The 24845-nt window shown below is 73.7% G+C and carries 21 protein-coding genes and 1 tRNA gene; 12 read left to right on the top strand and 10 right to left on the bottom strand.

The genetic code is table 11. The features are described from left to right. The 4 genes from ACWEO5_RS30420 to ACWEO5_RS30405 all read left to right on the top strand — a co-directional run. Positions 1 to 1215 (top strand): FHA domain-containing protein (locus tag ACWEO5_RS30420; RefSeq protein WP_452165396.1); only part of this gene is annotated, 1215 nt, incomplete at its 5' end. A gap of 153 nt (positions 1216 to 1368) precedes the next feature. Next, on the top strand, positions 1369 to 2286 hold the full coding sequence (locus ACWEO5_RS30415; RefSeq protein ID WP_344558699.1) for an ABC transporter ATP-binding protein: 918 nt from the start codon (positions 1369 to 1371) through the stop codon (positions 2284 to 2286). After that, positions 2283 to 3410, top strand: coding sequence for an ABC transporter permease (locus tag ACWEO5_RS30410; protein WP_452165395.1), 1128 nt, complete (start codon positions 2283 to 2285; stop codon positions 3408 to 3410). The genes ACWEO5_RS30415 and ACWEO5_RS30410 overlap by 4 nt, the downstream gene beginning before the upstream one ends. 80 nt (positions 3411 to 3490) lie before the next feature. Next, positions 3491 to 3901, top strand: a complete 411-nt coding sequence (locus tag ACWEO5_RS30405; RefSeq protein ID WP_452165394.1) for a globin — start codon at positions 3491 to 3493, stop codon at positions 3899 to 3901. A gap of 262 nt (positions 3902 to 4163) precedes the next feature. Here the strand turns inward: ACWEO5_RS30405 and ACWEO5_RS30400 are convergent, their stop codons facing one another. The 6 genes from ACWEO5_RS30400 to ACWEO5_RS30375 form a co-directional block, all read right to left on the bottom strand. Continuing rightward, complete coding sequence (locus tag ACWEO5_RS30400) at positions 4164 to 4715, bottom strand: RICIN domain-containing protein (protein ID WP_452165393.1); 552 nt, start codon at positions 4713 to 4715, stop codon at positions 4164 to 4166. Between the two features lie 686 nt (positions 4716 to 5401). Then, a complete protein-coding gene (locus ACWEO5_RS30395; RefSeq protein ID WP_452165392.1) occupies positions 5402 to 6091 on the bottom strand; it encodes a hypothetical protein in 690 nt (229 codons plus the stop codon). 79 nt (positions 6092 to 6170) lie between these two features. After that, positions 6171 to 6614 carry an acyl-CoA thioesterase gene (locus ACWEO5_RS30390; RefSeq protein ID WP_344558693.1) on the bottom strand — a complete coding sequence of 148 codons (444 nt, stop codon included), beginning with the start codon at positions 6612 to 6614 and terminating at the stop codon, positions 6171 to 6173. 118 nt (positions 6615 to 6732) lie between these two features. Then, positions 6733 to 8397, bottom strand: coding sequence for an energy-dependent translational throttle protein EttA (gene ettA, locus ACWEO5_RS30385; RefSeq protein ID WP_344558691.1), 1665 nt, complete (start codon positions 8395 to 8397; stop codon positions 6733 to 6735). Positions 8398 to 8787: 390 nt separating this feature from the next. Beyond that, positions 8788 to 10194, bottom strand: a complete 1407-nt coding sequence (locus ACWEO5_RS30380) for a Cys-Gln thioester bond-forming surface protein (protein WP_452165391.1) — start codon at positions 10192 to 10194, stop codon at positions 8788 to 8790. A gap of 315 nt (positions 10195 to 10509) precedes the next feature. After that, positions 10510 to 11133, bottom strand: coding sequence for a single-stranded DNA-binding protein (locus ACWEO5_RS30375; RefSeq protein ID WP_452165390.1), 624 nt, complete (start codon positions 11131 to 11133; stop codon positions 10510 to 10512). A 689-nt stretch (positions 11134 to 11822) separates the two neighbouring features. On the opposite strand from ACWEO5_RS30375, the gene ACWEO5_RS30370 reads away from it, so the two are divergent. After that, a tRNA-Arg gene (locus ACWEO5_RS30370) sits at positions 11823 to 11895 on the top strand. 116 nt (positions 11896 to 12011) lie between these two features. On the opposite strand, the gene ACWEO5_RS30365 is transcribed toward ACWEO5_RS30370, so the two are convergent. After that, complete coding sequence (locus tag ACWEO5_RS30365; protein ID WP_452165389.1) at positions 12012 to 12626, bottom strand: TetR/AcrR family transcriptional regulator; 615 nt, start codon at positions 12624 to 12626, stop codon at positions 12012 to 12014. A gap of 86 nt (positions 12627 to 12712) precedes the next feature. Here ACWEO5_RS30365 and ACWEO5_RS30360 point away from each other — a divergent pair, with 86 nt between their 5' ends. Beyond that, positions 12713 to 13267 carry a GNAT family N-acetyltransferase gene (locus ACWEO5_RS30360; RefSeq protein ID WP_452165388.1) on the top strand — a complete coding sequence of 185 codons (555 nt, stop codon included), beginning with the start codon at positions 12713 to 12715 and terminating at the stop codon, positions 13265 to 13267. An 87-nt stretch (positions 13268 to 13354) separates the two neighbouring features. Further along, complete coding sequence (locus ACWEO5_RS30355) at positions 13355 to 14182, top strand: enoyl-CoA hydratase/isomerase family protein (protein WP_452165387.1); 828 nt, start codon at positions 13355 to 13357, stop codon at positions 14180 to 14182. A 45-nt stretch (positions 14183 to 14227) separates the two neighbouring features. Here ACWEO5_RS30355 and ACWEO5_RS30350 read toward each other — a convergent pair whose 3' ends face one another. Continuing rightward, on the bottom strand, positions 14228 to 15445 hold the full coding sequence (locus ACWEO5_RS30350; protein WP_452165386.1) for an acyl-CoA dehydrogenase family protein: 1218 nt from the start codon (positions 15443 to 15445) through the stop codon (positions 14228 to 14230). A gap of 147 nt (positions 15446 to 15592) precedes the next feature. On the opposite strand from ACWEO5_RS30350, the gene ACWEO5_RS30345 reads away from it, so the two are divergent. Continuing rightward, on the top strand, positions 15593 to 16201 hold the full coding sequence (locus tag ACWEO5_RS30345) for a TetR family transcriptional regulator (RefSeq protein WP_452165385.1): 609 nt from the start codon (positions 15593 to 15595) through the stop codon (positions 16199 to 16201). A gap of 90 nt (positions 16202 to 16291) precedes the next feature. On the opposite strand, the gene ACWEO5_RS30340 is transcribed toward ACWEO5_RS30345, so the two are convergent. Beyond that, positions 16292 to 18319, bottom strand: coding sequence for a M3 family metallopeptidase (locus tag ACWEO5_RS30340; RefSeq protein ID WP_452165384.1), 2028 nt, complete (start codon positions 18317 to 18319; stop codon positions 16292 to 16294). Positions 18320 to 18581: 262 nt separating this feature from the next. Here ACWEO5_RS30340 and ACWEO5_RS30335 point away from each other — a divergent pair, with 262 nt between their 5' ends. Continuing rightward, positions 18582 to 20270, top strand: a complete 1689-nt coding sequence (locus ACWEO5_RS30335) for a bifunctional 3'-5' exonuclease/DNA polymerase (protein WP_452165383.1) — start codon at positions 18582 to 18584, stop codon at positions 20268 to 20270. A gap of 9 nt (positions 20271 to 20279) precedes the next feature. On the opposite strand, the gene ACWEO5_RS30330 is transcribed toward ACWEO5_RS30335, so the two are convergent. After that, positions 20280 to 21461 carry a PP2C family protein-serine/threonine phosphatase gene (locus ACWEO5_RS30330; protein WP_452165382.1) on the bottom strand — a complete coding sequence of 394 codons (1182 nt, stop codon included), beginning with the start codon at positions 21459 to 21461 and terminating at the stop codon, positions 20280 to 20282. Between the two features lie 128 nt (positions 21462 to 21589). Here ACWEO5_RS30330 and ACWEO5_RS30325 point away from each other — a divergent pair, with 128 nt between their 5' ends. From ACWEO5_RS30325 to ACWEO5_RS30315, 3 genes are all read left to right on the top strand, one after another. Then, on the top strand, positions 21590 to 22540 hold the full coding sequence (locus ACWEO5_RS30325) for a PrsW family intramembrane metalloprotease (RefSeq protein WP_452165381.1): 951 nt from the start codon (positions 21590 to 21592) through the stop codon (positions 22538 to 22540). Positions 22541 to 22747: 207 nt separating this feature from the next. After that, the gene (locus tag ACWEO5_RS30320; protein WP_344558667.1) at positions 22748 to 22966 is read left to right on the top strand and encodes a heavy-metal-associated domain-containing protein; all 219 of its coding nucleotides are present in this window, start codon (positions 22748 to 22750) and stop codon (positions 22964 to 22966) included. A 71-nt stretch (positions 22967 to 23037) separates the two neighbouring features. Continuing rightward, positions 23038 to 24845: heavy metal translocating P-type ATPase (locus tag ACWEO5_RS30315; RefSeq protein ID WP_452165380.1), on the top strand; the 1808-nt coding region annotated here is incomplete at its 3' end.

Genomic DNA, 24845 nt, shown 5'->3' with positions numbered 1-24845 from the left:
CCGCGCCGCACCCCGACCCCGCCCGCCGGCACGCCCACCGGGCCCGCCGCGGGTGCACCCGGCGCGCCCGGCGCCCCCGGCCCGTACGGCGCTCCGCCGCCGCCCCCGCCCACCACCGGGCTGGTCACCTGCCCGATCTGCCGCAGCCCGCAGACCGGCCGGTACTGCGAGGAGTGCGGCTACGACTACAACCTGGCCACCTCCGCCCGCCCGCCGGGCGCCGTGCCGGGCCACCAGCCGCCGCCCGCGCCCCCGCAGGCCCAGCGGCCTCCGCAGCCGCAGCCGCAGCCGCAGCAGCAGCAGCAGCAGCCGGGCTACGGTTTCCCGCCGCCCGCCGCCACGCCCCCGGCCGCGCCGTCCGCGTTCGAGCCCCCGGCCCCGCCGCCGTACGAGCAGCGTCCGCCGCAGTCGCCGTACGAGCAGCACCAGCAGCACCAGCAGCGGCCCCCGTACGAGCAGCCGCAGCAGCCGCACGCGCCGCAGTCCCCGTACGAGCAGCCGCGGCCGCCGTACGAGCAGCACCAGCAGCCGCAGTCGCCGTACGGCCAGCCCGGCCAGCCCGGGCGCCCCGGCCAGCCCGGTTACCCGGCGGCGCAGGCCGCGCCGGCCGCCCCGCCCGCGCCGGCCTTCGACAAGCCCCCGGCGGCGGGGTTCCCGGACATCGACTACGAGCGCACCGGCCCGGTGTACCCCGAGCCGTCCGCGCCCCCGGCGGGCCGGCCGGCGCAGCCGGGCCCCGACTCGGGGACGTCGTTCCGGCTCTCCCCGCCCGGGCAGCAGCCCGGGGCCGCGCCGCAGCAGCAGCGCGCCACCTGGTTCGCCGTGGTGGCGCCCGACCACGAGTACTTCACCGACATGATGACCCGCAGCGGCCCGGAGGCGGCGGGGCTGTACTTCCCGCAGTACACCTCCGAGCGGCGGATCCAGCTGACCGGCCGCGGCCAGCTGCGGATCGGCCGGCGCAGCCAGCAGCGCGGCACCGTACCGGAGATCGACCTGTCGGTCTCCCCGGAGGACCCGGGCGCCTCGCACCACCACGCCCTGCTGGCCGAACAGCCGGACGGCAGCTGGGTGGTGGTCGACCAGGACTCCACCAACGGCACCACGATGAACGGCGGCGCCGACACCCTGCCGCCGCACACCGCGATCCCGCTGAACGACGGCGACCGGATCCACGTCGGCGCCTGGACCACCATCACGGTGCACCTGGCCTGACGCCACGGCAGTTGACGCTCAGTCACCACCGGCCCGCGGCGGGGAGTCCGACTCCCCCGCCGCGGGCCGGTCCCGTCCACCGGGCGGTCGCAGAACGCTCAACTTTCGCACAAAAGTGCCTAGGGGAGTGGTCGGTGCCCCTAGGCTCGGCCCATGAGTGAAGCAATAACCGCGGACGGGATCCGGAAGCGGTACGGGGATGTCCAGGCCGTCGACGGGGTGTCACTCTCCGTCGCGACTGGCGAGTTCTACGGTCTGCTCGGACCGAACGGGGCCGGCAAGACCACCACCTTGGAGATCCTGGAGGGGATCCGGGAGGCCGACGAGGGGCGGGTGGAGATCCTCGGCCTGGCGCCGTGGCCGCGCAACCCGAAGCTGCTGCCGCGGATGGGCGTGCAGTTCCAGGCGTCCGCCTTCTTCGCCAAGCTGACCGCGCGCGAGACCATCCGCACCTTCGCCTCCTTCTACGGCATCGGCGCCCGGGCGGCCGACGCGATGCTGGAGCGGGTCGGCCTGACCGAGTCCGCGGCGGTGCTGACCACCAAGATGTCCGGCGGCCAGGCCCAGCGCCTGTCCATCGCCTGCGCGCTGGTGCACGACCCGGAGCTGGTGTTCCTGGACGAGCCGACCACCGGCCTCGACCCGCAGGCCCGCCGCAACCTGTGGGACCTGCTGCGCGACATCAACGGCGAGGGCCGCACGGTGGTCCTCACCACGCACTACCTGGACGAGGCCGAGGTGCTCTGCGACCGCGTCTCGGTGATGGACCACGGCAAGGTGCTGAAGACCGGCGCCCCCGCCGCGCTGGTCCGCGAGATCGACGACACCGTCCGGGTCCGGATCGAGTCCGGGCTGCTGTCCCGGGACCGGGCCCGTGAACTGCTCACCGCCGCGGGCGCGGTGTTCTCCGGCCTGGAGGACGACGGCGTCACGCTGGCGCTCTCCACCGTCGAGCCCGGCCCGGTGCTGTCCGTGCTGGCCGAGCAGAACGCGCTGCGCGGCCTGGAGGTCCGCGGCGCCACCCTGGAGGACGTCTTCCTCCAGCTGACCGGACGGGAGTACCGGGCATGACCGCCACCGAACGGCCCGCCGCCCCGGCCCCGGCCCCGGCCCCCGAGGGCGCGGAGAAGGCCAACGCCTTCGTCGGCCTGTCCCGGGTGATGCTGCTGGGGTTCGTCCGCGACAAGGGCACCCTGTTCTTCACCCTCGCGCTGCCGCTGATGTTCCTGCTGCTGTTCGGCGTCCTCTACAAGGGCGGCGGCAGCACCCACGTCAAGGTCGCCGAGGTCGGCCAGGTCAAGGTGCTGGACGACGCCCGCGCCCAGGCCGGGGGCGCGTTGGACGCGCTGGAGATCACCACCGGCCTGAGCGAGGAGGACGCCCTCACCAAGGTCAAGAAGGGCGACCTGGACGGCCTGGTCCTGCAGAAGCCGGACGGCACCCTGGTGCTCCGCTTCAGCCAGGCCGACCAGGTGAAGTCCGGCACCGTGCAGGGCATCGTCAACTCGGTGGTGCAGAACGCCAACCAGGCGGCCGCGAACGTCACCCCGAAGTACGCCCTGGACGCCGCCAAGGTCGAGGACGACTCCACCAAGCCGATCCAGTACCTCACCCCGGGCCTGCTCGCCTACGCGGTCGCCATGGGCGCGGTCTACGGCGCCTCCTTCACCCTGGTCACCTGGCGCAAGAGCCGGGTGCTGCGCCGCCTGCGGCTGGCGCCCATCTCGGCGGGCACCATCGTCGGCGCCCGGGTGCTGGTCAGCGTGCTGGTCGCGCTCGCCCAGACCGCGCTGTTCCTGATGGTCGCGCAGCTCGACTACTTCGGGCTCAAACTCACCGGCAACTGGTGGCTGGTGGTCCCGCTGGTGGTCTGCGCCACCGTGGCGTTCATGTCGATCGGCCTGGTCACCGGTTCGCTGGCGAAGACCGAGGAGTCGGCGAACGGCATGAACCAGCTGATCATCCTGCCGATGTCCTTCCTCGGCGGCGCCTTCATCCCGCTGGACTTCGCCCCGAACTGGCTGCAGGACGTCTCCCGGGCCCTGCCGCTGCGCTACCTGATCGTCCCGGCGAAGTCGGTGCTCAGCCAGGGCGGCGGCCTCGCCGAGGCACTGCCCGCGATGGGCATCCTGCTGGGCTTCACCGCGGTGCTGTGCGCCGTCGCGTGGCGCTTCTTCAACTGGGACGACGTGTAGCCGCCGACCGCCCCGGGACGGGGGTCGTACGCCGGAAGTCCCGGTGTACGGCCCCCGTCGGCGTCTGCGACCATGGACGGGTGACTGACACCGGGCGAGAGACCACCACCGCACCCGAGGAGACCTTCTACGACCAGGTCGGCGGCGAGGCGACCTTCCGCAGGCTGGTCCACCTCTTCTACCGGGGTGTCGCCCAGGACGAACTGCTCCGCCCGATGTACCCGGAGGAGGACCTCGGCCCGGCCGAGGAGCGCTTCGCACTGTTCCTGATGCAGTACTGGGGCGGCCCGCGCACCTACAGCGAGCGCCGCGGCCACCCCCGGCTGCGGATGCGGCACGCCCCGTTCACCGTCGACCGGGCCGCGCACGACGCCTGGCTGAAGCACATGCGCGCCGCCCTGGACGAGCTGGCGCTGCCCGCCGAGGCCGACCACGAGCTGTGGAGCTACATGACGTACGCCGCCGCCTCGATGATCAACACCGCGGGCTGAGGCCCCGGCCCCACGGCGGGCCCAGCCCGGCGCCCCGGTGACCGTTGTCATATCGGTCCTGGTGGGCACGAGTGCGATCGCCTCGCTCACCGGGCCGGGGACGCGGTGGACCATCCGCGCGAGCGGCGGTCGGCACCGCCGTGAACGGGTGCCCCACCCCTCGGCACTGACGCGGGTCCGGCAGCGGCCGCGACCGCTCCACTTCGTGAGCGGAATTCCCGGCCCGACGTTCACCGTTCCGGACGGAGCGACGGTTTACCTGTTACCAAATAGGGGCGGATCCCCAGCCCCAAGCCTGGTTCCAACCGCTGGTGCAGGACCACTGCCGGGCAATCGCGCCGTTGTCCTTGCTCCAGTCCGCGATCTCCAGGCACTTATTGCCGTTCGCATTGCTGGCCACCCACGGCATGAGGGAGTCGTAGCCGGAATTAGGGTTGGCACGGTTACCGAAATGCCACGTCTGGTTGGCCCCTCCGGTGCAGGACCACTGCCGGGCGATCGCGCCGTCATTGGTCCCCCAGTCGGCGATCTCCAGACACTTACCGCTGTAGGCGTTCTTGAGCGTGCCCCCGGACTGTATCCACGTCTGGTTGGCCCCTCCGGTGCAGGACCACTGCCGGGCGATCGCGCCGTCGTTGGTCCCCCAGTCGGCGATCTCCAGACAGAGCCCGCTGTTGAGGTTGCGGATGGTGTCCCCCGAGTAGGGAGTGCCCGCCGAGGCACCACCCACCGGGATGACCACCGCAGCGGCGGCTATTCCCATCACGATTCCGACACTGCGGCTGATGCGCTTCCCGCTGCGCTCGACCGACACAATTACCCCCTGCTGGTAAATTCGAATTCCGACCCGTCAAGGGAACCGGGCAGACGGATACCGAGGCCGTCTTCACTCCCGCCCCAGCCCCCACCCCATCCCCGCGAGGCGATCCTACGATTAGGATTGAATACGCACAACCCATCGGGGTTGAATCGGCCACGATACTGGCCGATTTCGAGCAACTTCAAAATAAGGGACGACAGGCGAAATCTAAGTTTTGGACAGACAAGTCCGAATTGCCGTCCCGCCCGCGCCTGGCCGTCAGGTATGGCGCGTCGAGAACATGGCCGCTCGGGCTCGGCGGGAGGTGAGCGGAAGGCGCGTATGTCGTGGCGGGCGGTGGGAGAGACGGGTGTCCAGGCCGCCCCGGGCCAGCACGATCATCACCCTGACCGGTCCGTGAACGCCGCCGACCAGGGTGACGGAGTCGTCCTCGCCCGTGCTGCGGCGCCGACCGTCGCGACCGGGGTGCGGCCGCTTCGCCCCTGGCGCTTCTCCCGAGCCGGCAGCGAGTGAAGCCGCCTCGCCCTCGGAACGGGCGCAGGCACCGTGGGCCGACCCGGCTCTTCCGCCGGACCCACCCGAATCAGCAGGGCGTTCCCCTGCCAAAGCCCTGGCGGACCTTGGTACGTGAACGCGATCCTCCGAGATCCCCGGATCAAGCTCACCACGGCGCAGCCGGCTCAGCGCAGCGGGCTGAGGCCCAGGCCCGCGCCGGGCGCGGCCGCCGTGCGCAGCAGGACGGACCCGGCGGGCGCGTCCAACCGCAGCCAGGCCCCGGCCCGGTACGCGGCGAGCGGGGCGCCGGGCCGCAGGAACCCGATCGTGTGGGCGGCGTGCGCGGCCCGCAACGGCAGGTCGGCGGCGGCGCCCAGCGGCCGGGACCAGATCTCGTCGGCGACCGCGTCGATCGCCTGCCGACTGCGGTGGTGCTCCGGCACCTCGGCGACCCGGCGCTTGAACTCCTCGACGGCGGAGCGCACTTCGCCGACCACCCGGTCGACGGGGGGCCGCCCGACCGGCCGCCAGCCGGAGCGCGGCGGGAGCAGCCCGGCCCAGGACGGGCCGGTGACCGGGGCGGGCAGCCCGAGCGCGGCGCCCGACTCGTCCACGGACTCCAGCAGTTGCCCGGCGGAGACGGTCAGGTCGGCGGCCGCGACCGGCCCGGTCAGCCGCACGGTGCGCACCACCAGGACGGCGGACTCGCCGAGCGGCAGCCGCCCGAACACGGCCAGCACCCCGCCGTCCGGCCCCGGCACGGCCTGCAGCCGGACCGCCGCGGCCCGGTCGTAGCGCAGCAGCCGGCCGAGGAAGGCGGCCAGGTCGGCGCCCTCGCGCTGGTCGGCGAGGTCGAGTCGGGTCTGCACGGTCACCGGGGTTCAGCTCGTTTCATCGGCGCGGCGGCGGTCGGCGGCGGAGGTCGGCGTGGGGTCCGCGGTGCGCGGGGCCCGGTCAGGCGGCGCAGCCGGCCGGCTGCTCGTCGGTGAACCGGCTCAGGAACTCCCGCTCGACGGGGCTGATCCGGCGCGGCCGGGCCTCGGCGAGGTCGTAGGGGACGACCACGGTGGAGGCGGTGACGTACACCGTCTCGGTGCCGTCCTCGGCGACGTCCTTGATCTCGTAGCAGACGGTCAGCGAGGCGCCGCCGATCTTCGTCACCCAGGTCTCGATGGTGACCGGCGCGGGGCGGTGCACCAGCGGCCGCTTGTAGTCGATCTCGTGCCGCGCCACCACCGAGCCGCCCGCGAACTCCCCGGCCCCGGCCTCGGCGGCCTGGGTGAACATGAAGTCGATCCGGGCCTCCTCCAGGTAGCGCAGGAAGACCACGTTGTTGACGTGTCCGAAGGCGTCCATGTCGGACCACCGCAGGGGGCAGGCGTAGATGTGGCGGGCCACGGCGTTCTCCTCAAAACTCCATTCGTACCCGTGGGTACCTACTGGCAGCCTACGGGCAGCGGCCCGGCAGCCCGCCCGCGGGGGCGTGCTGCCGGGCCGGCACTGCGACCTTCGGGGGTCAGTCGCGGGTCAGCTTCTTGTAGCTGGCGCGGTGCGGGCGGGCCGCGTCGGCGCCGAGGCGCTCGATCTTGTTCTTCTCGTAGGACTCGAAGTTGCCCTCGAACCAGAACCACTTGCTCTCGCCCTCGTAGGCGAGGATGTGGGTGGCCACCCGGTCCAGGAACCAGCGGTCGTGGGAGATGACCACGGCGCAGCCGGGGAACTCCAGCAGCGCGTTCTCCAGCGAGGACAGCGTCTCGACGTCGAGGTCGTTGGTCGGCTCGTCGAGGAGCAGCAGGTTGCCGCCCTGCTTGAGGGTGAGCGCCAGGTTGAGGCGGTTGCGCTCACCGCCGGAGAGCACACCGGCCGGCTTCTGCTGGTCCGGGCCCTTGAAGCCGAACGCGGACACGTAGGCCCGGGAGGGCATCTCGACCTGGCCGACGTTGATCCAGTCGAGGCCGTCGGAGACGACCTCCCACAGGGTCTTCTTCGGGTCGATGTTGGAGCGGGTCTGGTCGACGTAGCTGATCTTGACGGTCTCGCCGACCTTGACCGTGCCGCTGTCCGGGGTCTCCAGGTCCTGGAGCATCTTGAACAGGGTGGTCTTGCCGGCGCCGTTGGGGCCGATCACGCCGACGATGCCGTTGCGCGGCAGGGTGAAGCTGAGGCCGTCGATCAGGACCTTCTCGCCGAAGGACTTGTGCAGGTCGTCGACCTCGATGACGACGCTGCCCAGGCGCGGGCCCGGCGGGATCTGGATCTCCTCGAAGTCCAGCTTCCGCATCTTGTCGGCCTCGGCCGCCATCTCCTCGTAGCGGGCGAGGCGGGCCTTGGACTTGGCCTGGCGGCCCTTGGCGTTGGAGCGGACCCACTCCAGCTCTTCCCTGAGCCGCTTGGCGCGCTTGGCGTCCTTCTGGCCCTCGACCTTGAGACGGGTCTGCTTGGTCTCCAGGTAGGTGGAGTAGTTGCCCTCGTACGGGTAGGCGCGGCCGCGGTCGAGTTCGAGGATCCACTCGGCGACGTTGTCCAGGAAGTACCGGTCGTGGGTGACGGCGACGACGGTTCCGGGGTACTTCTCCAGGTGCTGCTCCAGCCAGTTCACCGACTCGGCGTCCAGGTGGTTGGTGGGCTCGTCGAGCAGCAGCAGGTCGGGCTGCTCTAGCAGCAGCTTGCACAGCGCGACGCGGCGCTTCTCGCCGCCGGAGAGCTTGGTGACCGGCCAGTCGCCGGGCGGGCAGCCCAGCGCGTCCATGGCCTGCTCCAGCTGGACGTCGAGGTCCCAGGCGTTGGCGTGGTCCAGGTCCTCCTGGAGGGTGCCCATCTCGGCGAGCAGCTCGTCGGAGTAGTCGGTCGCCATCAGCTCGGCGATCTCGTTGAACCGGTCGAGCTTGGTCTTGATCTCCTTGACGCCGTCCTGGACGTTCTCCAGGACCGTCTTGGACTCGTCGAGCGGGGGCTCCTGCTGGAGCATGCCGACGGTGAAGCCCGGCGAGAGGAAGGCGTCGCCGTTGGAGGGCTGGTCGAAGCCCGCCATCATCCGCAGCACGGTCGACTTACCGGCGCCGTTGGGGCCGACGACGCCGATCTTCGCCCCGGGGAGGAAGCTGAGCGTCACGTCGTCAAGGATGACCTTGTCGCCGTGTGCCTTGCGCACCTTGCGCATGGTGTAGATGTATTCCGCCACGTTGGGATCGCTCCGGCGTCGTCGTGAGTAATCGGCTTGCAGCCTTCCATTGTGCCGTAAGAACGACCGGCGATTGGAGGGTGGGAGAAGGAGCGGGTCGAGGGCCGAGTCCGGGCGGTGCCGACGAGGGAGCCGTGGCGGAGCCACGGCGACCGAGGAGAAGCCGTCCGGGCGACAGCCGTCGGCACGCGACGCCGCCCTCCGTTCGCCGGTCGGCCCATGGGCGGAGCCGTCCCGAACGCCCCGACATTCCGGGCCCCCGGTGTGCGGCCCCCGGGCCGCGGCTGCGGGCGGCCCGGTACGCGAACGGCCCCGCCTCCCTGTCCCGGGAGGCGGGGCCGTTCCCGTCCGCCCGGCGCGGGGGCCGGGCGGAGGGGTTCAGCTGGTCGTTCAGGAGGCCCGGCTGTGGCGGCCGCGACGGCGCAGGCCGTAGACCGCGGCACCGCCGGCGGCGACCAGCACGGCCGCCATGGCGGCGGTCAGGCCGGTGCCCATGCCGCCACCGGTGGAGGCCAGCTCAGGGCCGGTCGGGCTGGCCGACGGGGCCGGGGAGGCCGGGACGGAGGCGGGGGCGGAGGCGGAGACCGAGGCCGACGGGGAGGCGGTGTCGGTCGGCGGCACGGTGTGGCTGTCGGTCTTGCAGTTCAGCACGCCCTCGAAGGTCTGCGAGAACTCGCCGGGGCCGGTGACGGTGAACTTGTACTCGGCGTCCTCCTCGACCGGCAGGGTGACGTCGGTGCTCGCACCGGGCTTCACGGTGACGGTCTTGCCGCCGACGGTGAAGGTCCAGTCCTGGTCGCCCTTGTTGCCGGCGGTGATGACCACGGCGCCCTGGGCGCAGTCGACCTTGGCGGTGGCGGTCGGGATCGCGCCCTTGGGCGCCCAGGCGACCTTGGCGCCGGCGTCGACCTTGACCTTGCCGCTGCCGGCCAGGATCAGCGTCTGGCTGTGCTCGCCCTTGTCGTCGCCGACGAACGCCCGGCCGAGGCCGATGGTGGCGCTGGCGGAGGCGGTGACGGTGGAGTTGCCCGCCACCGCACCGGCCGGGACCTTCGCGAACAGCTGGTCGCCGTTGTGGGCGGTCTTGACCGGGGTGCCGTCCTTGTCGACCAGGGTGACGCCGGCGTCGGTGCCGTCCTTGTCGAGGGCGACCGAGACGTCGGCCGCGCCGCCGCCCGCGGAGACGGTGATCGGGCCGACCAGGTCGCCGCTCTTGCCCGCCACCGAGGCCGGGTTGAGGCTGAGGGTCGGCTTGGGCTCGGCGGCGTCGCCGTTCTTCTCGGCCTGGTCGATCAGCCAGGCGGTGAGCGCGGTGGCCTCCTTGTCGTCCTGCTTGGTCTTCACCGTCGGGTCGGAGAAGTGCCAGATGGCGACCTGGGTGGCGGCGGCGGCGTCGTCCTCGGTGAGGCCCTTGACGCCGGAGTTCTTGGCGAGGTCCTTGACGCCGACGCTCGGGAAGGAGTGCTGGAGTATCCAGGTGATGCGCGGGCCGGCCTTGGGCTTGCTCTGCAGCGAGCTGGAGGCCCAGTCGGTCTCGCGGTAAGTGGCGTCCGGCAAGGTGTGGTTGAGCAGGTCGATGCAGTAGACCTGCAGCGTGCCGCCGTTGTTGTCGACGGCGAGCTCGAACAGGCCGGCCGGAGCGGAGTTCATGTGGCCCGGACGGTCCTCGTACTGGATCCGCTCGTTGAAGCGCAGCCCGGGCTTCAGCTTCGCCGTCACGCCCGAGGTGCTACCGGCCGCGGCGGCCGCACCGGTCGCGAGCAGGCCCGATCCGACCGTCAGACCGGACGCGAGCATGACAGCAACGATGCGGGAAACGGCCCGCCCCTGCTTGTGGAACATGTGGGATCCCTTCGGGCGGCGACATGCCATCGGCAACCCGCCCCGGCAAAGCGGCACCCCCTGTGGCGCCGCTGCACGTGTGTGGACCCGACGCATCCTATGAGGGCGGCCCCGCCGCTCCAGGGCCGTAGCGAATCAGGACGATATCGTGGCCGTTCCGTTATCAAAGAGCTGATCGTCCAGGTCAGTTGATGTGTCGACATAAAGCCACGGGGCGCCGCCGCAGCAATCATGATTGCACTCACCGGCCCAAGAAGTACCTCGATTCGGTCAGTTCAGAACCTCCTGCGCCACATCTGCACCTCCCTCCCCGGTCGCCCCGCCCGCCCCGCCCGTCCCGGCCTCCTCCGCCCGGCGCCGGGCCGCGACCGCCGCCACGATCCAGTCCGGAACCGCCTCCCCCACCAGTCCCACCTCCCTCGGCCCGCCCGCCACCGACTCCCGGCCCTCCGAACGGCCCTCCGGACGGCCCTCCGGGCGCCCGCCCGAACGACCGTCCACGCCCGAACCCTCCTGCGACTGAGCCGGGTTGGCCTCCAGGCCGCGCCGGAAGGCGGACGTCCCGCGGGCGAGGTCGTGGCCGACCGAGCGGGCGTCGATCTCCACCTCCACCCGCCGGCTGCCCTCCTGTTCCCACTCGCGCACCCTCAACCGCCCGCTCACCAGCAGCGGATCACCCTTGCTCACCGAACTGACCACGTTGACCGCGAGCCGCCGCCAGGCCACCACCGTCACCCAGGTCGTCGCGCCGTCCGTCCAGTCGCCGCGCTCGCGGTCGTAGCGCCGCTCCCGCGCGGCGAACCGGAAGTTGGCCACCGACACCCCACCCGCCGTCTCCCGGTACGTCACGCCCGACGCGGCGTTACCGACCATCGTCACCAGAGCCTCGTCCATTCCGCTTCCTCCGTCCCCGGCCGCGGTGACCGGCGGTCTTTCCCGGCGGAATCTCCGCCGCGAAAGGATCCTCCGCCTTCCGGGAAATCCGCACCAGCACCTTCCGCGCCGCTGTGGAAAACTCCGGCCTGTGGAAAACCGCAGTCGCTCTCCCGAGTGAATTCACTGCGTTTCCGGTCGGAAATCGACCATTCAAGTGCCGTGCTCACGACAAAATCCTGGCCGCCCCCGCGCCGCGCCGCCCGGCGCCCGCCGCCCCTCCGGTGCCGCGCGCACACCCGGCGACCACACCCGGCCACCACATCCGGCAGCCACCCCGGCCCACCCCCGGCCCGCACCCGACCCGCCCCCGGACCCACGAACGGGTGGCCCCGGGCTCGCCCCGTCCATGTCATCCGACCGATGGAACCCCTAAACGCGCCCCCACCCGCGGGCCGCCCGGGCGATTGCCCGCCGAATCCATAACGGGTGGGGTTGCAGCCCCGTAACGACTGCACAACGTCCCGCACCGAGGGCCGGTAGACCGCTGCACTCCACGGCACTACCTGCGATTATCGGACCGCCCCGCGGAGACCGACACACCCCGGTCCGGTCTTCGAAGTCCAGGTGGCGGAACTGAACACCCGTATCCTGTCCCGGAACATCTCGTCCCGGCCCAGGCCCGGCAAGCGGGCCGACGTCACACCCCGGCCCCCATAGCTCAGCGGATAGAGCACCCGCCTTCTAAGCGGTAGGTCGCAGGTTCGAATCCTGCTGGGGGCGCCCACACGGCCCGACCGGCCCCGACGCCGCAGGGTGAGCACTCCCCCACCGTACGCGGCGGTCCTCCGCCCACCACCCCCGGCCCCCGCGCCGGCGGCCCGCCGCCCCGCGCGCGGCTACTCCCGTCCCGTCGCCAGGTCCGCCAGGAACCCGTCCAGCAGCGCGCGTTGGCGCTCCGGCGGGAACTCCTCCGGGGCGAACAGCGCCTGCACCACCAGCCCGAGGACGAAGGACTGGGCCAGCGCGGCGAGGTCGCCGGCCGGGCGGCGGGCCGGGAGTTCGCCGAGTTCCTGGGCCTGGGCGCAGAGTTCGGCCATCCCGCGGCGGGCCCGGCGGTAGCGCTCGGCGTGGCCGGCGGTGAGTTCGGCGTCGCCGAGGGCGGCGTCCCAGGAGCCGACCCAGATCCGGTTCCCGGCGGCGCCCGCGGCGTCCAGCGGGAGGACGTCGAGCAGGGCGGCGCGCAGCGCGACCAGGCCGCGGGCGGCGCCGGCGGCCTCGGTGGCGGGCCGGTGGCGTCCGGCGGCCTGCCGGTCGAGGACCTCCAGCGCGTGCGCGACCAGGGCCCGCTTGCTGGGGAAGTAGTGGGTGAGCAGGCCGGTGGAGGCGCCGAGTTCGGCGGCCACCGCGCGCAGCGTCAGGCCGCCGAAGCCGCGTTCGGCGAGGACCCGCCCGACGGCTTCCGAGACGTCGCGGCGGCGGGCTTCGTGGTCGCCCCTGGCGGGTGGAGTCATGCGCGCTAGGGTACCTACCAAACGTTTGTTACGTACCCGGGGGCGCGCCCCGTGGTGCGCCCCCGTGACCCGAAGGGACGCCGACCATGTACGCCGTAGCGCTCGCCGAGGACGCCGAGCTGCGCCCGCTGGAACCGTGGCAGGCCGGGGAGTTCCTGGCGCACATGGACCGCGCCCGGGCCGGGGTCGACCCGTGGATCCCGTGGGCCACCCGCAGCACCGACCTGGAGTCCGCCCGGGCGACGCTGCGGAAGTTCGCCGACAAGCAGGCCGCGGACACCGGCCGGATCCACGGCATCTGGCTGGCGGGCACCCTGGTCGGCGGCGTGATGTTCGTCAGCTTCGACGCCCCGGGCGGGGTGTGCGAGATCGGCGTGTGGACCGAGCCGGCCGCCCGGGGCCGCGGCCTGGTCACCGCGGCCGCCCGCCACCTGCTGGACTACGCGCTGCTGGAGCGCGGCCTGTACCGCGCCGAGTGGTGGAACAGCACGGTCAACCTGCGCAGCCGGGCGGTCGCCGAGCGGCTGGGCATGACGCTGGACGGCACGCTCCGCAAGCACACCGAACACCTGGGCGTCCGGCTGGACTTGGAGGTCTGGTCGATGCTGGCCCCGGAGTGGCGGGCGGCCCGCGCGGCGTAGCGGAGGGGGTTGACGCGGGTCACGTCGCCCGGCGCGGGCCCGCGTGGGAGCCTGGGGCGGCACCCGCCGTCCCCCGAGAGGCCCGTCATGCCCGCGCGCACCGCCCACCCGCTCGACCGCCCGGGCCCGGGCGACGCCGAACTGCCCACCGGTACGCCGGGCCTGCGCTGCTGGGTGGGCCCGGACCGGGTGGCGGTGCTGCTGCTGGAGCGCCCGGAGCGGCGCAACGCGGTGACCGGCGCGATGTGGCGGGCGCTGCCCGGGGTGCTGGCGTCGCTGGCGGAGCGCCCGGACGTCCGGGCGCTGGTGCTGACCGGCGCGGGCGGCGCGTTCTCGGCGGGCGCGGACATCGCCGAACTGGCCGGGGTGTACGCGGACCCGGCGGCCGCCGACGCCTACCACGCGCTGAACGTGGCCGCGGAGGAGGCGCTGGCGGCGTTCCCGCGCCCGACGCTGGCGGCGGTCCGGGGCGCCTGCGTGGGCGGGGGCTGCCAGTTGGCGCTGGCCTGCGACCTGCGGCTGGCCGCCGAGGACGCCCGGCTGGGCATCACCCCGGCAAAGCTGGGCGTGGTGTACCCGGCGGTGCCGACGCTGCGGCTGGCCGCGCTGGTGGGCCCGGCCCGGGCCAAGTACCTGCTGTTCTCCGGCGAGTTGCTGTCCGCGGACCGGGCGGAGCGGTTCGGCCTGCTGGACGAGGTGCTGCCGTCCGCCGGGTTGGACGCCCGGGTCCGGGAGTTCGCCGCGCTGCTGGCCCGCCGTTCGGCGCAGACGATCGGCGCGGTGAAGGCGGCGCTGTCGGTCGCCCCGGCGGACGCGGCGGCGGCGCTGGCGCCGTGGGAGCGCGCCTCCCGGACGGCGCCGGACGTCCGGGAGGGCCTGGCGGCCTTCCTGGAGCGCCGCGAACCCCGGTTCTGAGGGCCGCCGGGGCGCCGGCGGGGCCGGCGGGGCCCGGGCGGACCGTCAGCGGATCGGCGCGCCCGAGATCGCCCGGGCGATGACCAGCCGCTGGATCTCGCTGGTGCCCTCGAAGACGGTGTAGATGGCGCTGTCGCGGTGCATCCGCTCGACCGGGTACTCGCGGGTGTAGCCGTTGCCGCCGAGGATCTGCATGGCCTGCGCGGTGACGTACTTGGCGGTCTCCCCGGCGTACAGCTTGGACATCGAGCCCTCGGCGCTGGTGAACGGCTTGTTGTTGACGGCCATCCAGGAGGCGCGCCAGACCAGCAGCCGGGCGGCGTCGATCCGGGTCTTCATGTCGGCGAGCTGGAAGGCGACGCCCTGGTTCTCGATGATCGGCTTCCCGAACTGGACGCGGGTCCCGGCGTAGTCGAGGGCGACCTCGTAGGCGGCCCGGGCGATGCCGATGGCCTGGGCGCCGACGGCGGGGCGGGAGGCTTCGAAGGTGGCCATGGCGGCGTTCTTCCCGCCGCCCCTGGTGCCCTCGCGGGCCCGGGCGAGGCGGGCGTCGAGCTTCTCCTTGCCGCCGAGCAGGCAGTGGCCGGGGACCCGGACGCCGTCGAGGACGACCTCGGCGGTGTGCGAGGCGCGGATGCCGTGCTTCTTGAACTTCTGGCCCTGGCTGAGGCCCTTGGTGCCGGGCGGGACGATGAAGGACGCCTGGCCGCGGGAGCCGAGTTCGGGGTCGACGGTGGCGACCACGACGTGGACGTGCGCGATGCCGCCGTTGGTGGCCCAGGTCTTGGTGCCGTTGAGCACCCACTCGTCCTTGGCCTCGTCGTAGACGGCGCGGGTGCGCAGCGCGGAGACGTCGGAGCCGGCGTCGGGTTCGGAGGAGCAGAACGCTGCGACCTTGACGTCCTCGGGGGTGCCGAACATCTGCGGGGCCCAGGTGCCGATCTGCTCGTCGGTGCCGTTGGCGAGGACGGCGACGGCGGCCAGCGTGGTGCCGGTGATGGCGAGGCCGATGCCGGCGTCGCCCCAGAACAGCTCCTCCATGGCGATCGGGATGCCGACGCCGGAGGGGTCGAAGAACTGCTGGGCGTAGAAGTCGAGGGAGTAGATGCCCAGCTTGGCGGCCTCCTGGATGATCGGCCAGGGGGTCTCCTCGCGCTCGTCCCACTCCGCGGCGGCGGGGCGGATGACGTCGGCGGCGAAGCCGTGCAGCCAGTCGCGGACGGCGATCTGGTCCGGCCCGGGGTCGAGCGAGAAGGTGGTCATGTCGGCCTCCAGGAGACGGGGGTGCGGGCCGGCGGGTCCGCGCCACTGTGCTGTTACCTCCGGTAACATGGCGGCGAGTCTGCTACCGATAGGTAACCGGTGTCAACGCCCGCCGAGCCGCATACCCGCCCGCACGAGGAGCAGCGCATGACCACCGAACCCCGCCGCGAACAACTGCTCAACGCCGCCGACCGGGTCGTCCAGCGCGAGGGCCCGAGCGCGAGCATGAACGCGATCGCCGCCGAGGCCGGCATCACCAAGCCCATCCTGTACCGGCACTTCGGCGACCGGAACGGCCTGATCGGCGCGCTGACCGAGCGCCACACCGCCGGGCTGCTGGCCGCCGTCCGCTCGGCCCTGAACGAGCCGCTGGAGCGCCGCGACCGGGTCGAGCACGTGCTGGACGTCTACCTGGCCGCGATCGAGTCCCGCCCGCAGGTGTACCGGCTGCTCACCCACCCCGAGCCCGGCGACCCCACCGGCGTGGGCAACGCGCTGGCGCCCGCGCTGCGGCAGATCGCCGAGGAGATCACCCGCGCCATCCAGCAGCAGATCGACCTCGGCCAGGACGGCCCGCTGCTCTCCGAGACCTGGGGGCGCTCGATCACCGGCATGGTGCTGGCCGCCGGCGACTGGTGGCTGGAGACCCGCCCCTGCCCGCGCGCCCGGATGGTGCAGGCCCTCGCCGACCTGCTGTGGGGCCGGCTCTCCGCGGCCGCCGACCTGCCGCCGATGCTGGCCGCCCCGGAGGTCTGACCCCGCCCGTCCCCGTCGTTCCTCCCGCCCCCGCGCCCCCCGCGCGGGCGCGCCCCGCCGGGGGCGTGGGGAACCGCGCGGGCGGCCGGCCTACTCCAGCCCGCGCCGCGCCAGCAGCGGCCCGATCTCCGGCTCCCGCCCCAGCACGTCCCGCACGCACTCCAGCGCGTCCCGGCTGCCGCCCCGGGACAGCAGCCGCTCCCGGAACAGCTGCCCGCTCTCCCGCACGCCGCGCCCGTGCGCGCCGAACCACTCCACCGTCTCGGCGTCCAGCACCTCGGACCAGATGTACGCGTAGTACCCGGCGCTGTACCCGTTCGAGAACACGTGGTTGAAGTACCCGGTGCGGTAGCGCGGCGGCACCGCCGCGAGGGCGATGCCCGCCCCGGCGAGCGCCCGCGCCTCGAACTCCTCCGGGTCGGCGACCACCGGGTCCGCGGCCGTCCGGGTGTGCCAGGCCCAGTCGAGCAGCGCCGCGGCCAGGTACTCGACGGTCCGGAAGCCCTGCCCGTAGTTCTCGGCGGCGAGCATCCGCTCCACCACGGCGGCGTCCAGCGGCTCCCCGGTGACGTGGTGCCGGGCGTAGTGGGCGAGCACCTCGGGCCGGGTCATCCACATCTCGTTGACCTGGGACGGGAACTCGACGAAGTCGCGCGGCACCTCGGTCCCGGCGAAGGACGGGTAGTGGACGTCCGAGAACAGGCCGTGCAGCGCGTGCCCGAACTCGTGGAACAGGGTGCGCACCTCGTCCCAGCTGAGCAGCGCGGCCTCGCCGGGTGCCGGGCGCGCGATGTTGAGGTTGTTGACGACGACCGGGCGGGTGCCCAGCAGCCGGGACTGCGGGACGAGTTCGTTCATCCAGGCGCCGCCGCGCTTGGACTCGCGGGCGTGGAAGTCCCCGATGAACAGGCCCAGCGCCGAGCCGTCCGCGTCGAACACCTCGAAGACCCGGGCGTCGGGGTGGTACGCGGTCAGGTCGGGCCGCTCGGTGAAGGTCAGCCCGTAGGCGAGGTGCGCGGCGTGGAAGACGCCGTCGCGCAGCACCCGCTCCAGTTCGAAGTAGGGCCGCAGCGCCGCGGTGTCCACCTCGTAGCGTTCGGCGCGCACCTTCTCGGCGTAGAACGCCCAGTCGTGGGCGGCGAGTTCGGCGATGCCGTCGGCGGCCGCGGCGGCGGCCAGGTCGGCGGCCTCGCGCTCGGCGTTGGCGACGGCGGGGGCGACCAGCCGACCGAGCATGGCGCTCACCGCCTCGACGGTGCCGGCGGTCTCGTCGGCGACCACGTACGAGGCGTGGCTGGGGTGGCCGAGCAGGGCGGCGCGTTCGGCGCGCAGCGCGGCCATCCGGGCGGCGAGCGGGCCGTTGGTGTCCAGGCCGCGGCGGAGCGAGGCGGTGAGCAGGCGCTCGCGCAGGGCGCGGTCGGTGAGGGCGGCGAGTTCGCTCTGGTTGGAGAAGTTCTTCAGGCTGAGCACCCAGCGGCCGTCCTGGCCGAGCGCGCGGGCGTTCTCGGCGGCGGCGGCGACCGCGGTGGCGGACAGGCCGTCGAGGGCGGCGGCGCTGTCCACGGCGACCGCGCCGGCCAGCGAGGCGTCGTGCGTGTTCTTGCGGAACGCGGCGGCGTCGGCGGCGAGTTCGGCGTTGATCTCGCGCAGCCGCCGCTGGCCGTCGGCGTCGAGCCGGGCGCCGGCCCGGACGAAGGCGGTGTGCCGGCGTTCCAGCAGGCGCAGCGACTCGGCGTCCAGGCCCAGCTCGTGGCGGGCCGCGTGCAGGGCGTCGAGGCGGGCGAACAGCGCGGCGTCGAGGTGGATCGCGTCGGCGTGGGCGGCCAGCAGGGGGCTGATCTCGGCGTCGAGTTCCTGGATGCCGGGGGTGGTGTCGGAGGAGTCCTGGTTGAAGAAGGCCGCCGTCACCCGGCGCAGCACCGCTCCCGAACGCTCCAGCGCCACCACGGTGTTCTCGAAGGTCGGTGGCTCGGGGTTCGCGGCGATCGCGGCGGCCTCGGCGAGCTGGTCGGCCGTGCCCCGGTCGAAGGCGGGGCGGTAGTGCTCTTCCCGGATCTCGGCGAAGGGCGGGAGCTCGTACACCAGGGTGCTGGGCGCGAAGAAGGGGTTGTCGCTCATAACGGCGACATTACGGGCCACCGGGCCGTGGCGGAACACTGTCACGTCAAGCCGCCGCCCGTCGCCGCCGCCCGCGCGCCGCCCCCGGCGGTGAGGCGCCGTCAGCCGTCGCCGCACCCCCGCCGCCCGCGTCGTGGCGCCGCTTGTCACCGCCACCGGCTACCGTCGACAGGTCCTGCCCGTACGCCCGAACACGTACCCGAACCAGCCCTGGCCCCCGTCCCGTTCCGTCCTGTCCCGTCCCCGAGAGGAGCCGTCGCCCGTGCGCTACGCCCTGGTGCCCGATCCGCACGGCCCCGGCGGCCGGCTGCAGCCGCTCGACGAGGAGGGCGCGCCGCTGGGCCCGCCCGAGCCCGCGCCGCGGCTGGCCGAGGCGGTGGCCGCGGTGGAGGCCGCGCACGCCCCGCGCTGGGTGTGGCCGACGGCGGACGCCGCGTACGGGCCGCTGCTGGCCGCGCTGCCCGAGCGGCTGGCGCGCTGCCACGACCTGCGGCTGACCGAGGCGCTGCTGCTGGGCCGGGAGGGCCGGTTCGGGGCGCCGCGTTCGCTGGGCGCGGCCTGGGCGCGGTTGCGCGCCCTGCCGGTGCCGACCGACCTGCCGGAGGGCGCGCTGCCCGACGAGGACGGCCTGTTCGCTCCGGACCGGCTGCAACTGCCGCCGGGCACCGACCAGTTGGAGGCCACCGTCGCGGTGCACGCCGAGCAGCTGCGGCGGCTGGCGGCGATCGCCGACCCGGCGGCCCGGTCCCGGTTGCGGCTGCTGGTGGCGGCCGAGTCGGCGGGCGCGCTGCTGGCCTGCGAGATGGCGCACGACGGGCTGCCCTGGCGCACGGACGTGCACGACGCGCTGCTGACCGAGCTGCTGGGCCCGCGTCCGACCATCCCGGGCACCCAGCCGGTGAAGCTCGCCGAGCTGGCGCTGGAGGTGCAGCGGGCGCTGGGCGCCCGCCCGTTCAACCTGGACTCGCACACCCAGGTGATCAAGGCGTTCGCGGACCGCGGCGTCCAGCTGTCCTCGACCCGCTCCTGGGAGTTGAAGGCGGTGGACCACCCGGCGGCGGCCCTGATGGTCCGCTACAAGGAGCTGTCCCGGCTGCACGCCGCGCACGGCTGGGCCTGGCAGGCGGCCTGGGCGCGCGGCGGCCGGTTCCGCCCGGAGTACGTGGTGGGCGGCGTGGTGACCGGCCGCTGGGCCTCGCGCGGCGGCGGCGCGCTGCAGATCCCGCGCACGATGCGCCGGGCGGTGGTGGCCGATCCGGGCTGGCTGCTGGTGGTCGCGGACGCGGCGCAGCTGGAGCCGCGGGTGCTGGCCGCGCTGTCGGGCGACGCCGGGCTGGCCCGGACGGCGGCCGGCGGCGACCTGTACGCGGCGCTGGCCGCGAGCGCCTTCCAGGGCGACCGGGAGAAGGCGAAGCTGGGCCTGCTGGGCGCGATGTACGGCCAGACCGGCGGCGGCATCGGCCCGCTGCTGCACACGCTGCGCCGCCGCTACCCGGCGGCGATGGGGTACGTGGAAGCGGCGGCCCGCACCGGGGAGGACGGCGGGGTGGTCTCCTCCCGGCTGGGCCGGGTCTGCCCGCCGCCCTCGGCGGACTGGCTGGACCTGACGGAGGCCCCGGAGGCCGGGGAGGCGGGCGGCCGTTCGGCCCGCGCCCGGGGCCGGTTCACCCGCAACTTCGTGATCCAGGGCAGCGGCGCGGACTGGGCGCTGGCGCTGCTCGCGGCGCTGCGCCGCCGGCTGGCCGCGCTGCGCTCCGGCGACGACCGGCCGCACCTGGTGTTCTTCCAGCACGACGAGGTGGTGGTGCACACCCCCGCCGACCTGTCGGACGCGGTGGCCGCGGCGGTCGCGGAGGCCGCCGAGGAGGCCACCGCGCTGGTCTTCGGCGGCACTCCGGTGCGCTTCCCGCTGACCACCGCCGTGGTGGACTGCTACGGCGACGCCAAGTGAGCGTCCCGTTCAGTCCGCCGCGTCCGGTCCGGGCCGGGTGACCAGCAGCAGCAGCGCGTCGTCGCCGAGTTCGCCGCCGGTGTGGGCCAGCAGGTCGGCGTACAGGCGGGCGACGGCGGCGTCGAGGTCGGCGAGCGAGCGCCAGCCGTCGCGCACCAGCGGTCCGGCGCGTTCGGCCAGCGGGTAGAACTCGCCGCCGCGGGCGCCCTTGGCCTCGACCACGCCGTCGGTGCACAGCACCAGGACGTCCCGCGGGCCGAACGGCACGGCGGTCGGGCGGGGCCGGCCGGAGACCAGGTGCCCGAGGCCGAGCGGCACCCAGGGTTCGGCGAAGTCGACCACCTCGGCACTGCCGTCGGCGTGCACCCGCAGCGGCGGAACGTGGCCCAGGTGCAGCAGGTCGACGCTGCCCGGCTCGCGGAACCCGGCGAACATCGCGGTGGTGAACTCCCCGTCGGGGACGTGCCGGCGCATGCTGGCCTCGATCCGCCCGGCCACCGCGGGCAGCTGCTCCTCGTCGTAGGCGGCCTCCCGGAACGCGCCGAGCACCACGGCGGCGGTCTGCACCGCCCCGAGCCCCTTGCCGCGGACGTCGCCGACCAGCACCCGGGTGCCGTACGGGGTGTCCAGGACGGAGTACAGGTCGCCGCCGATCCGGCCGGCGTCCGCGGCGGAGACGTAGCGCACGGCCAGCCGCAGCGGCCCGACCACCGGTTCGGGCTGGCGCAGCAGTGCGCGCTGGGCGGCCTCCGCGACCGAGCTGACGGCCGCGAAGGCCGCGGCTCGTCGCATCCGCAGTTCGGCGATCCAGGCGCTGAGCGCGGTGACGGCGACGTAGCTGACGATCGCCCCGTACAGGAAGCGGCTGTCGCTGAAGTCGACGACCTGGTCGAAGTGGCTGAGGCCGAACAGGGCCATCAGGCCGAGGAAGCAGACCGCGAGCAGTTCGCGCGGCCGCAGGGTGAGCGCGGCCACCGACGGGACGACGACCATCAGCGGGGCCAGGTAGCGGTCCCGTCCGGACAGGTAGTCGGCGACCGAGACCAGGGCGATCGCGACCAGCGCGGGTCCGGCCCGGCGCAGCAGCGACAGGTCCTGCAGGTCGGCCGCCAGCAGGGCGTTGCGCTGCCTGCTGGGCGGCAGCCCGCCGGTCCGGCCGGACGGTGCTCCGTCCCCGTCTCGAAGGTGCACCTTCCGAACATATCGGACGTCCGGAGGCCCTGCTCCGTCCGGGCGAAATTCCGACATTGCAGGCCAATCACCCCAAATTGTCATACCGTACGTTCACTACGGCTACGCGGCGACGGAAGGGCTCCCGGATGTCCGGTTACGGCACGACACCCCCGAGTTACGGCAACCCGAGCGGCCGCCGGAACGTACCCCCGCCCCGCCGGGGCAGCGCCGAACCCACCCGCTACTGGCTGAAGGTCCTGCTGACCGGCCTGGCCCTGTGGGCGGCCACCGTGCTGGTCACCTTCGCCACCTCCAACAGCAACCTGGTGCCGACGATCGTGCTGCTCGGCAGCTTCCTGGTCCCGGCCACCTTCACCGTCTGGGCGTACGAGCGGTTCGCCTCGGACGTCGGCCCGGGCCGGATCCTGGCCTGCTTCGGCGTCGGCGGGATCATCGGCGTGCTGGGCGCCTCGGTGCTGGAGACCTACCTGCTCTCCCCCTCGGTGTGGATGTACCTCGGGGTCGGCCTGATCGAGGAGGCGGTGAAGCTCTTCGCGCTGGTGCTGGTGGCCCGCGGCATCCCGGTCCGCGGCCTCAAGCACGGCCTGGTGCTGGGCGCCACGGTCGGCGCCGGCTTCGCCGCGTTCGAGAGCGCCGGGTACGCGTTCAACGCGGTGCTGACCATCCACGGCCTGTCGCTCAAGGATCTGGTGGAGACCGAGATCCTGCGCGGCCTGCTCGCCCCGGTCGGCCACATCCTGTGGACCGGCATCCTCGGCGGCGTGCTGTTCCGCGAGCGCCGCGGCGCGCACTTCCGCTTCACCGCCCCGGTGCTGCTCACCTACCTGGGCGTCTCCCTGCTGCACGCGCTGTGGGACAGCATGAACGGCATCGCGGTCTGGCTGGTGGTCCGCACCACCACCACCGACCTGCAGGAACAGCTGTTCGCCAACGGCTACCTGCCGCACCCCACCCAGCGGCAGGTGCACCTGTACACCCTGTACGACACCCTCGGCCTGGTCGTCGTCTCGCTGCTGGGCCTGCTGTGGCTGCGCACGCTGGTGCGCCGCGAGGAGCGGGCGCCCGCCGCGACCTGACCGTTCGGATGACCGACGGCGGGCGGCCCGGCGCGGTGCCGCCCGCCGTTGCCGTTCCCGGCCCGGTGCGCACTACCCTCGGGGGCGGGCCGCGGACCGCGCGCGCAGGAACGCGCCACCCCCTGGACTGAATACCCCCAGGGGGTATTGTGGTTGTTGTCAGCGCACCGCATCCGGCCCAGCCCGCGCGCGTTCTTGGAGGTCCCCATGTCCAGCACCGTCACCTACACCGTCGCCGGGATGACCTGCGGCCACTGCGAGAAGGCCGTCAACGGCGAGGTCTCGACCCTGCCCGGCGTCACCGCGGTCGCCGCCGACGCCGCGGCCGGCACCGTCACCGTCACCGCCGAACCCGTCCCCAGCGACGAGCAGATCGCCGCCGCCGTGGACGAGGCCGGCTACGAACTGGTCGGCCGGGCCTCCTGACCCGCCCGCGGGGGCGGCCCGGGCCGCCCCCGCACCCCTCCCTCCGTGCACCGAGCGAAGCGGACCAGCTGATGAGCACCACCACCGACCCCGCGGCCACCCCGCACGAGAGCGTCGAGCTGTCCATCGGCGGCATGACCTGTGCGTCCTGCGCCGCCCGGATCGAGAAGAAGCTCAACCGGATGGACGGCGTCGCGGCCAGCGTCAACTACGCGACCGAAAAGGCCCGGGTGGAGTTCGGCCCCGGCACCAGCGTCGCCGACCTGATCGCCACCGTGGAGCGGACCGGCTACACCGCCGAGCCCCCGCCCCCGCCCGCCGCCCCCGAACCCGCGGCGGAACCGGCCCGGGAGCCCGACCCGCTGCGGACGCGGCTGCTGGTCAGCGCCGTGCTCAGCGTCCCCGTCGTGCTGCTCTCGATGGTCCCCGCCCTGCAGTTCGACAACTGGCAGTGGCTGGCGTTCGCCCTCACCGGCCCGGTCGTCGTGTACGGCGGCCTGCCCTTCCACCGGGCCGCCTGGACCAACGCCCGGCACGGCGCCGCGACCATGGACACCCTGGTCTCGCTCGGCACCCTGGCCGCCTTCGGCTGGTCGGTGTGGGCACTGTTCTGGGGCGACGCCGGGATGCCCGGCATGCGGCACTCCTTCACCTTCACGGTCGGCGGCGCCGACGCCTCCTCAGCGCTCTACCTGGAGACCGCCGCCGCCGTCACCACCCTGATCCTGCTCGGCCGCTGGCTGGAGGCCCGCGCCAAGCGCCGGGCCGGCGCCGCCCTGCACGCCCTGCTCGAACTCGGTGCCAAGGACGTCACCGTGCTGCGCGACGGCCGGGAGACCCGGGTGCCGGTCGGACAACTGGCCGTCGGAGACCGGTTCGTGGTCCGCCCCGGCGAGAAAATCGCCACCGACGGCACCGTCATCGAGGGAAACTCCGCGGTGGACGCCTCGATGCTCACCGGCGAATCCGTCCCCGTCGAGGTCGCCCCGGGCGACGGCGTCACCGGCGCGACCGTCAACGCCGGCGGCCGACTGGTCGTCGAAGCCACCCGGATCGGCACCGACACCCAACTCGCCCGGATGGCCAAGCTGGTGGAGGACGCCCAGAACGGCAAGGCCGCCGCCCAGCGCCTCGCCGACCGGATCTCCGCCGTCTTCGTGCCCGCCGTGATCCTGATCGCCCTGGGCACCCTGGTCGGCTGGCTGCTGGCCACCGACAGCCCCACCGAGGCGTTCACCGCGGCCGTGGCGGTGCTGATCATCGCCTGCCCGTGCGCCCTCGGCCTGGCCACCCCCACCGCCCTGCTGGTCGGCACCGGACGCGGCGCCCAACTCGGCATCCTGATCAAGGGCCCCGAAGTACTGGAGCACACCCGCAAGGCCGACACCGTCGTCCTCGACAAGACCGGCACCGTCACCACCGGCCGGATGACCCTGCTCGCCGTCCACACCACCGAAGACACCACCGAGAACGAGGCGCTGCGGCTGGCCGGCGCCCTGGAACACGCCTCCGAACACCCCATCGCCCAAGCCGTCGCCACCGCCGCACAGGAACGCCTCGGCGACCTGCCCCCCGTCGAGGACTTCCGCAACCGGCCCGGCCTCGGCGTGCAGGGCACCGTCGACGGCCGCACCGTCCTGGCCGGCCGCGCCGTCCTGCTCGACGCTCCCCTGCCACCCGCCCTGGCCGCCGCCGGAACCGCGGCCGAGCGGGCCGGGCGGACCGCGATCGCGGTCGGCTGGGACGGGACGGCCCGGGCCGTCCTGGAGGTCGCCGACGCCGTCAAGCCCACCAGCGCCGAAGCCATCGCCGAACTGCGCGCCCTGGGCCTGCGACCCGTCCTGCTCACCGGCGACAACCGGCTGGTGGCGGAAGCGGT

The sequence above is a fragment of the Kitasatospora sp. NPDC004272 genome, assembly GCF_053603035.1.
Note: the sequence above shows the minus strand (reverse complement) of the source record. Positions and strands in the feature narration are given on the sequence as shown.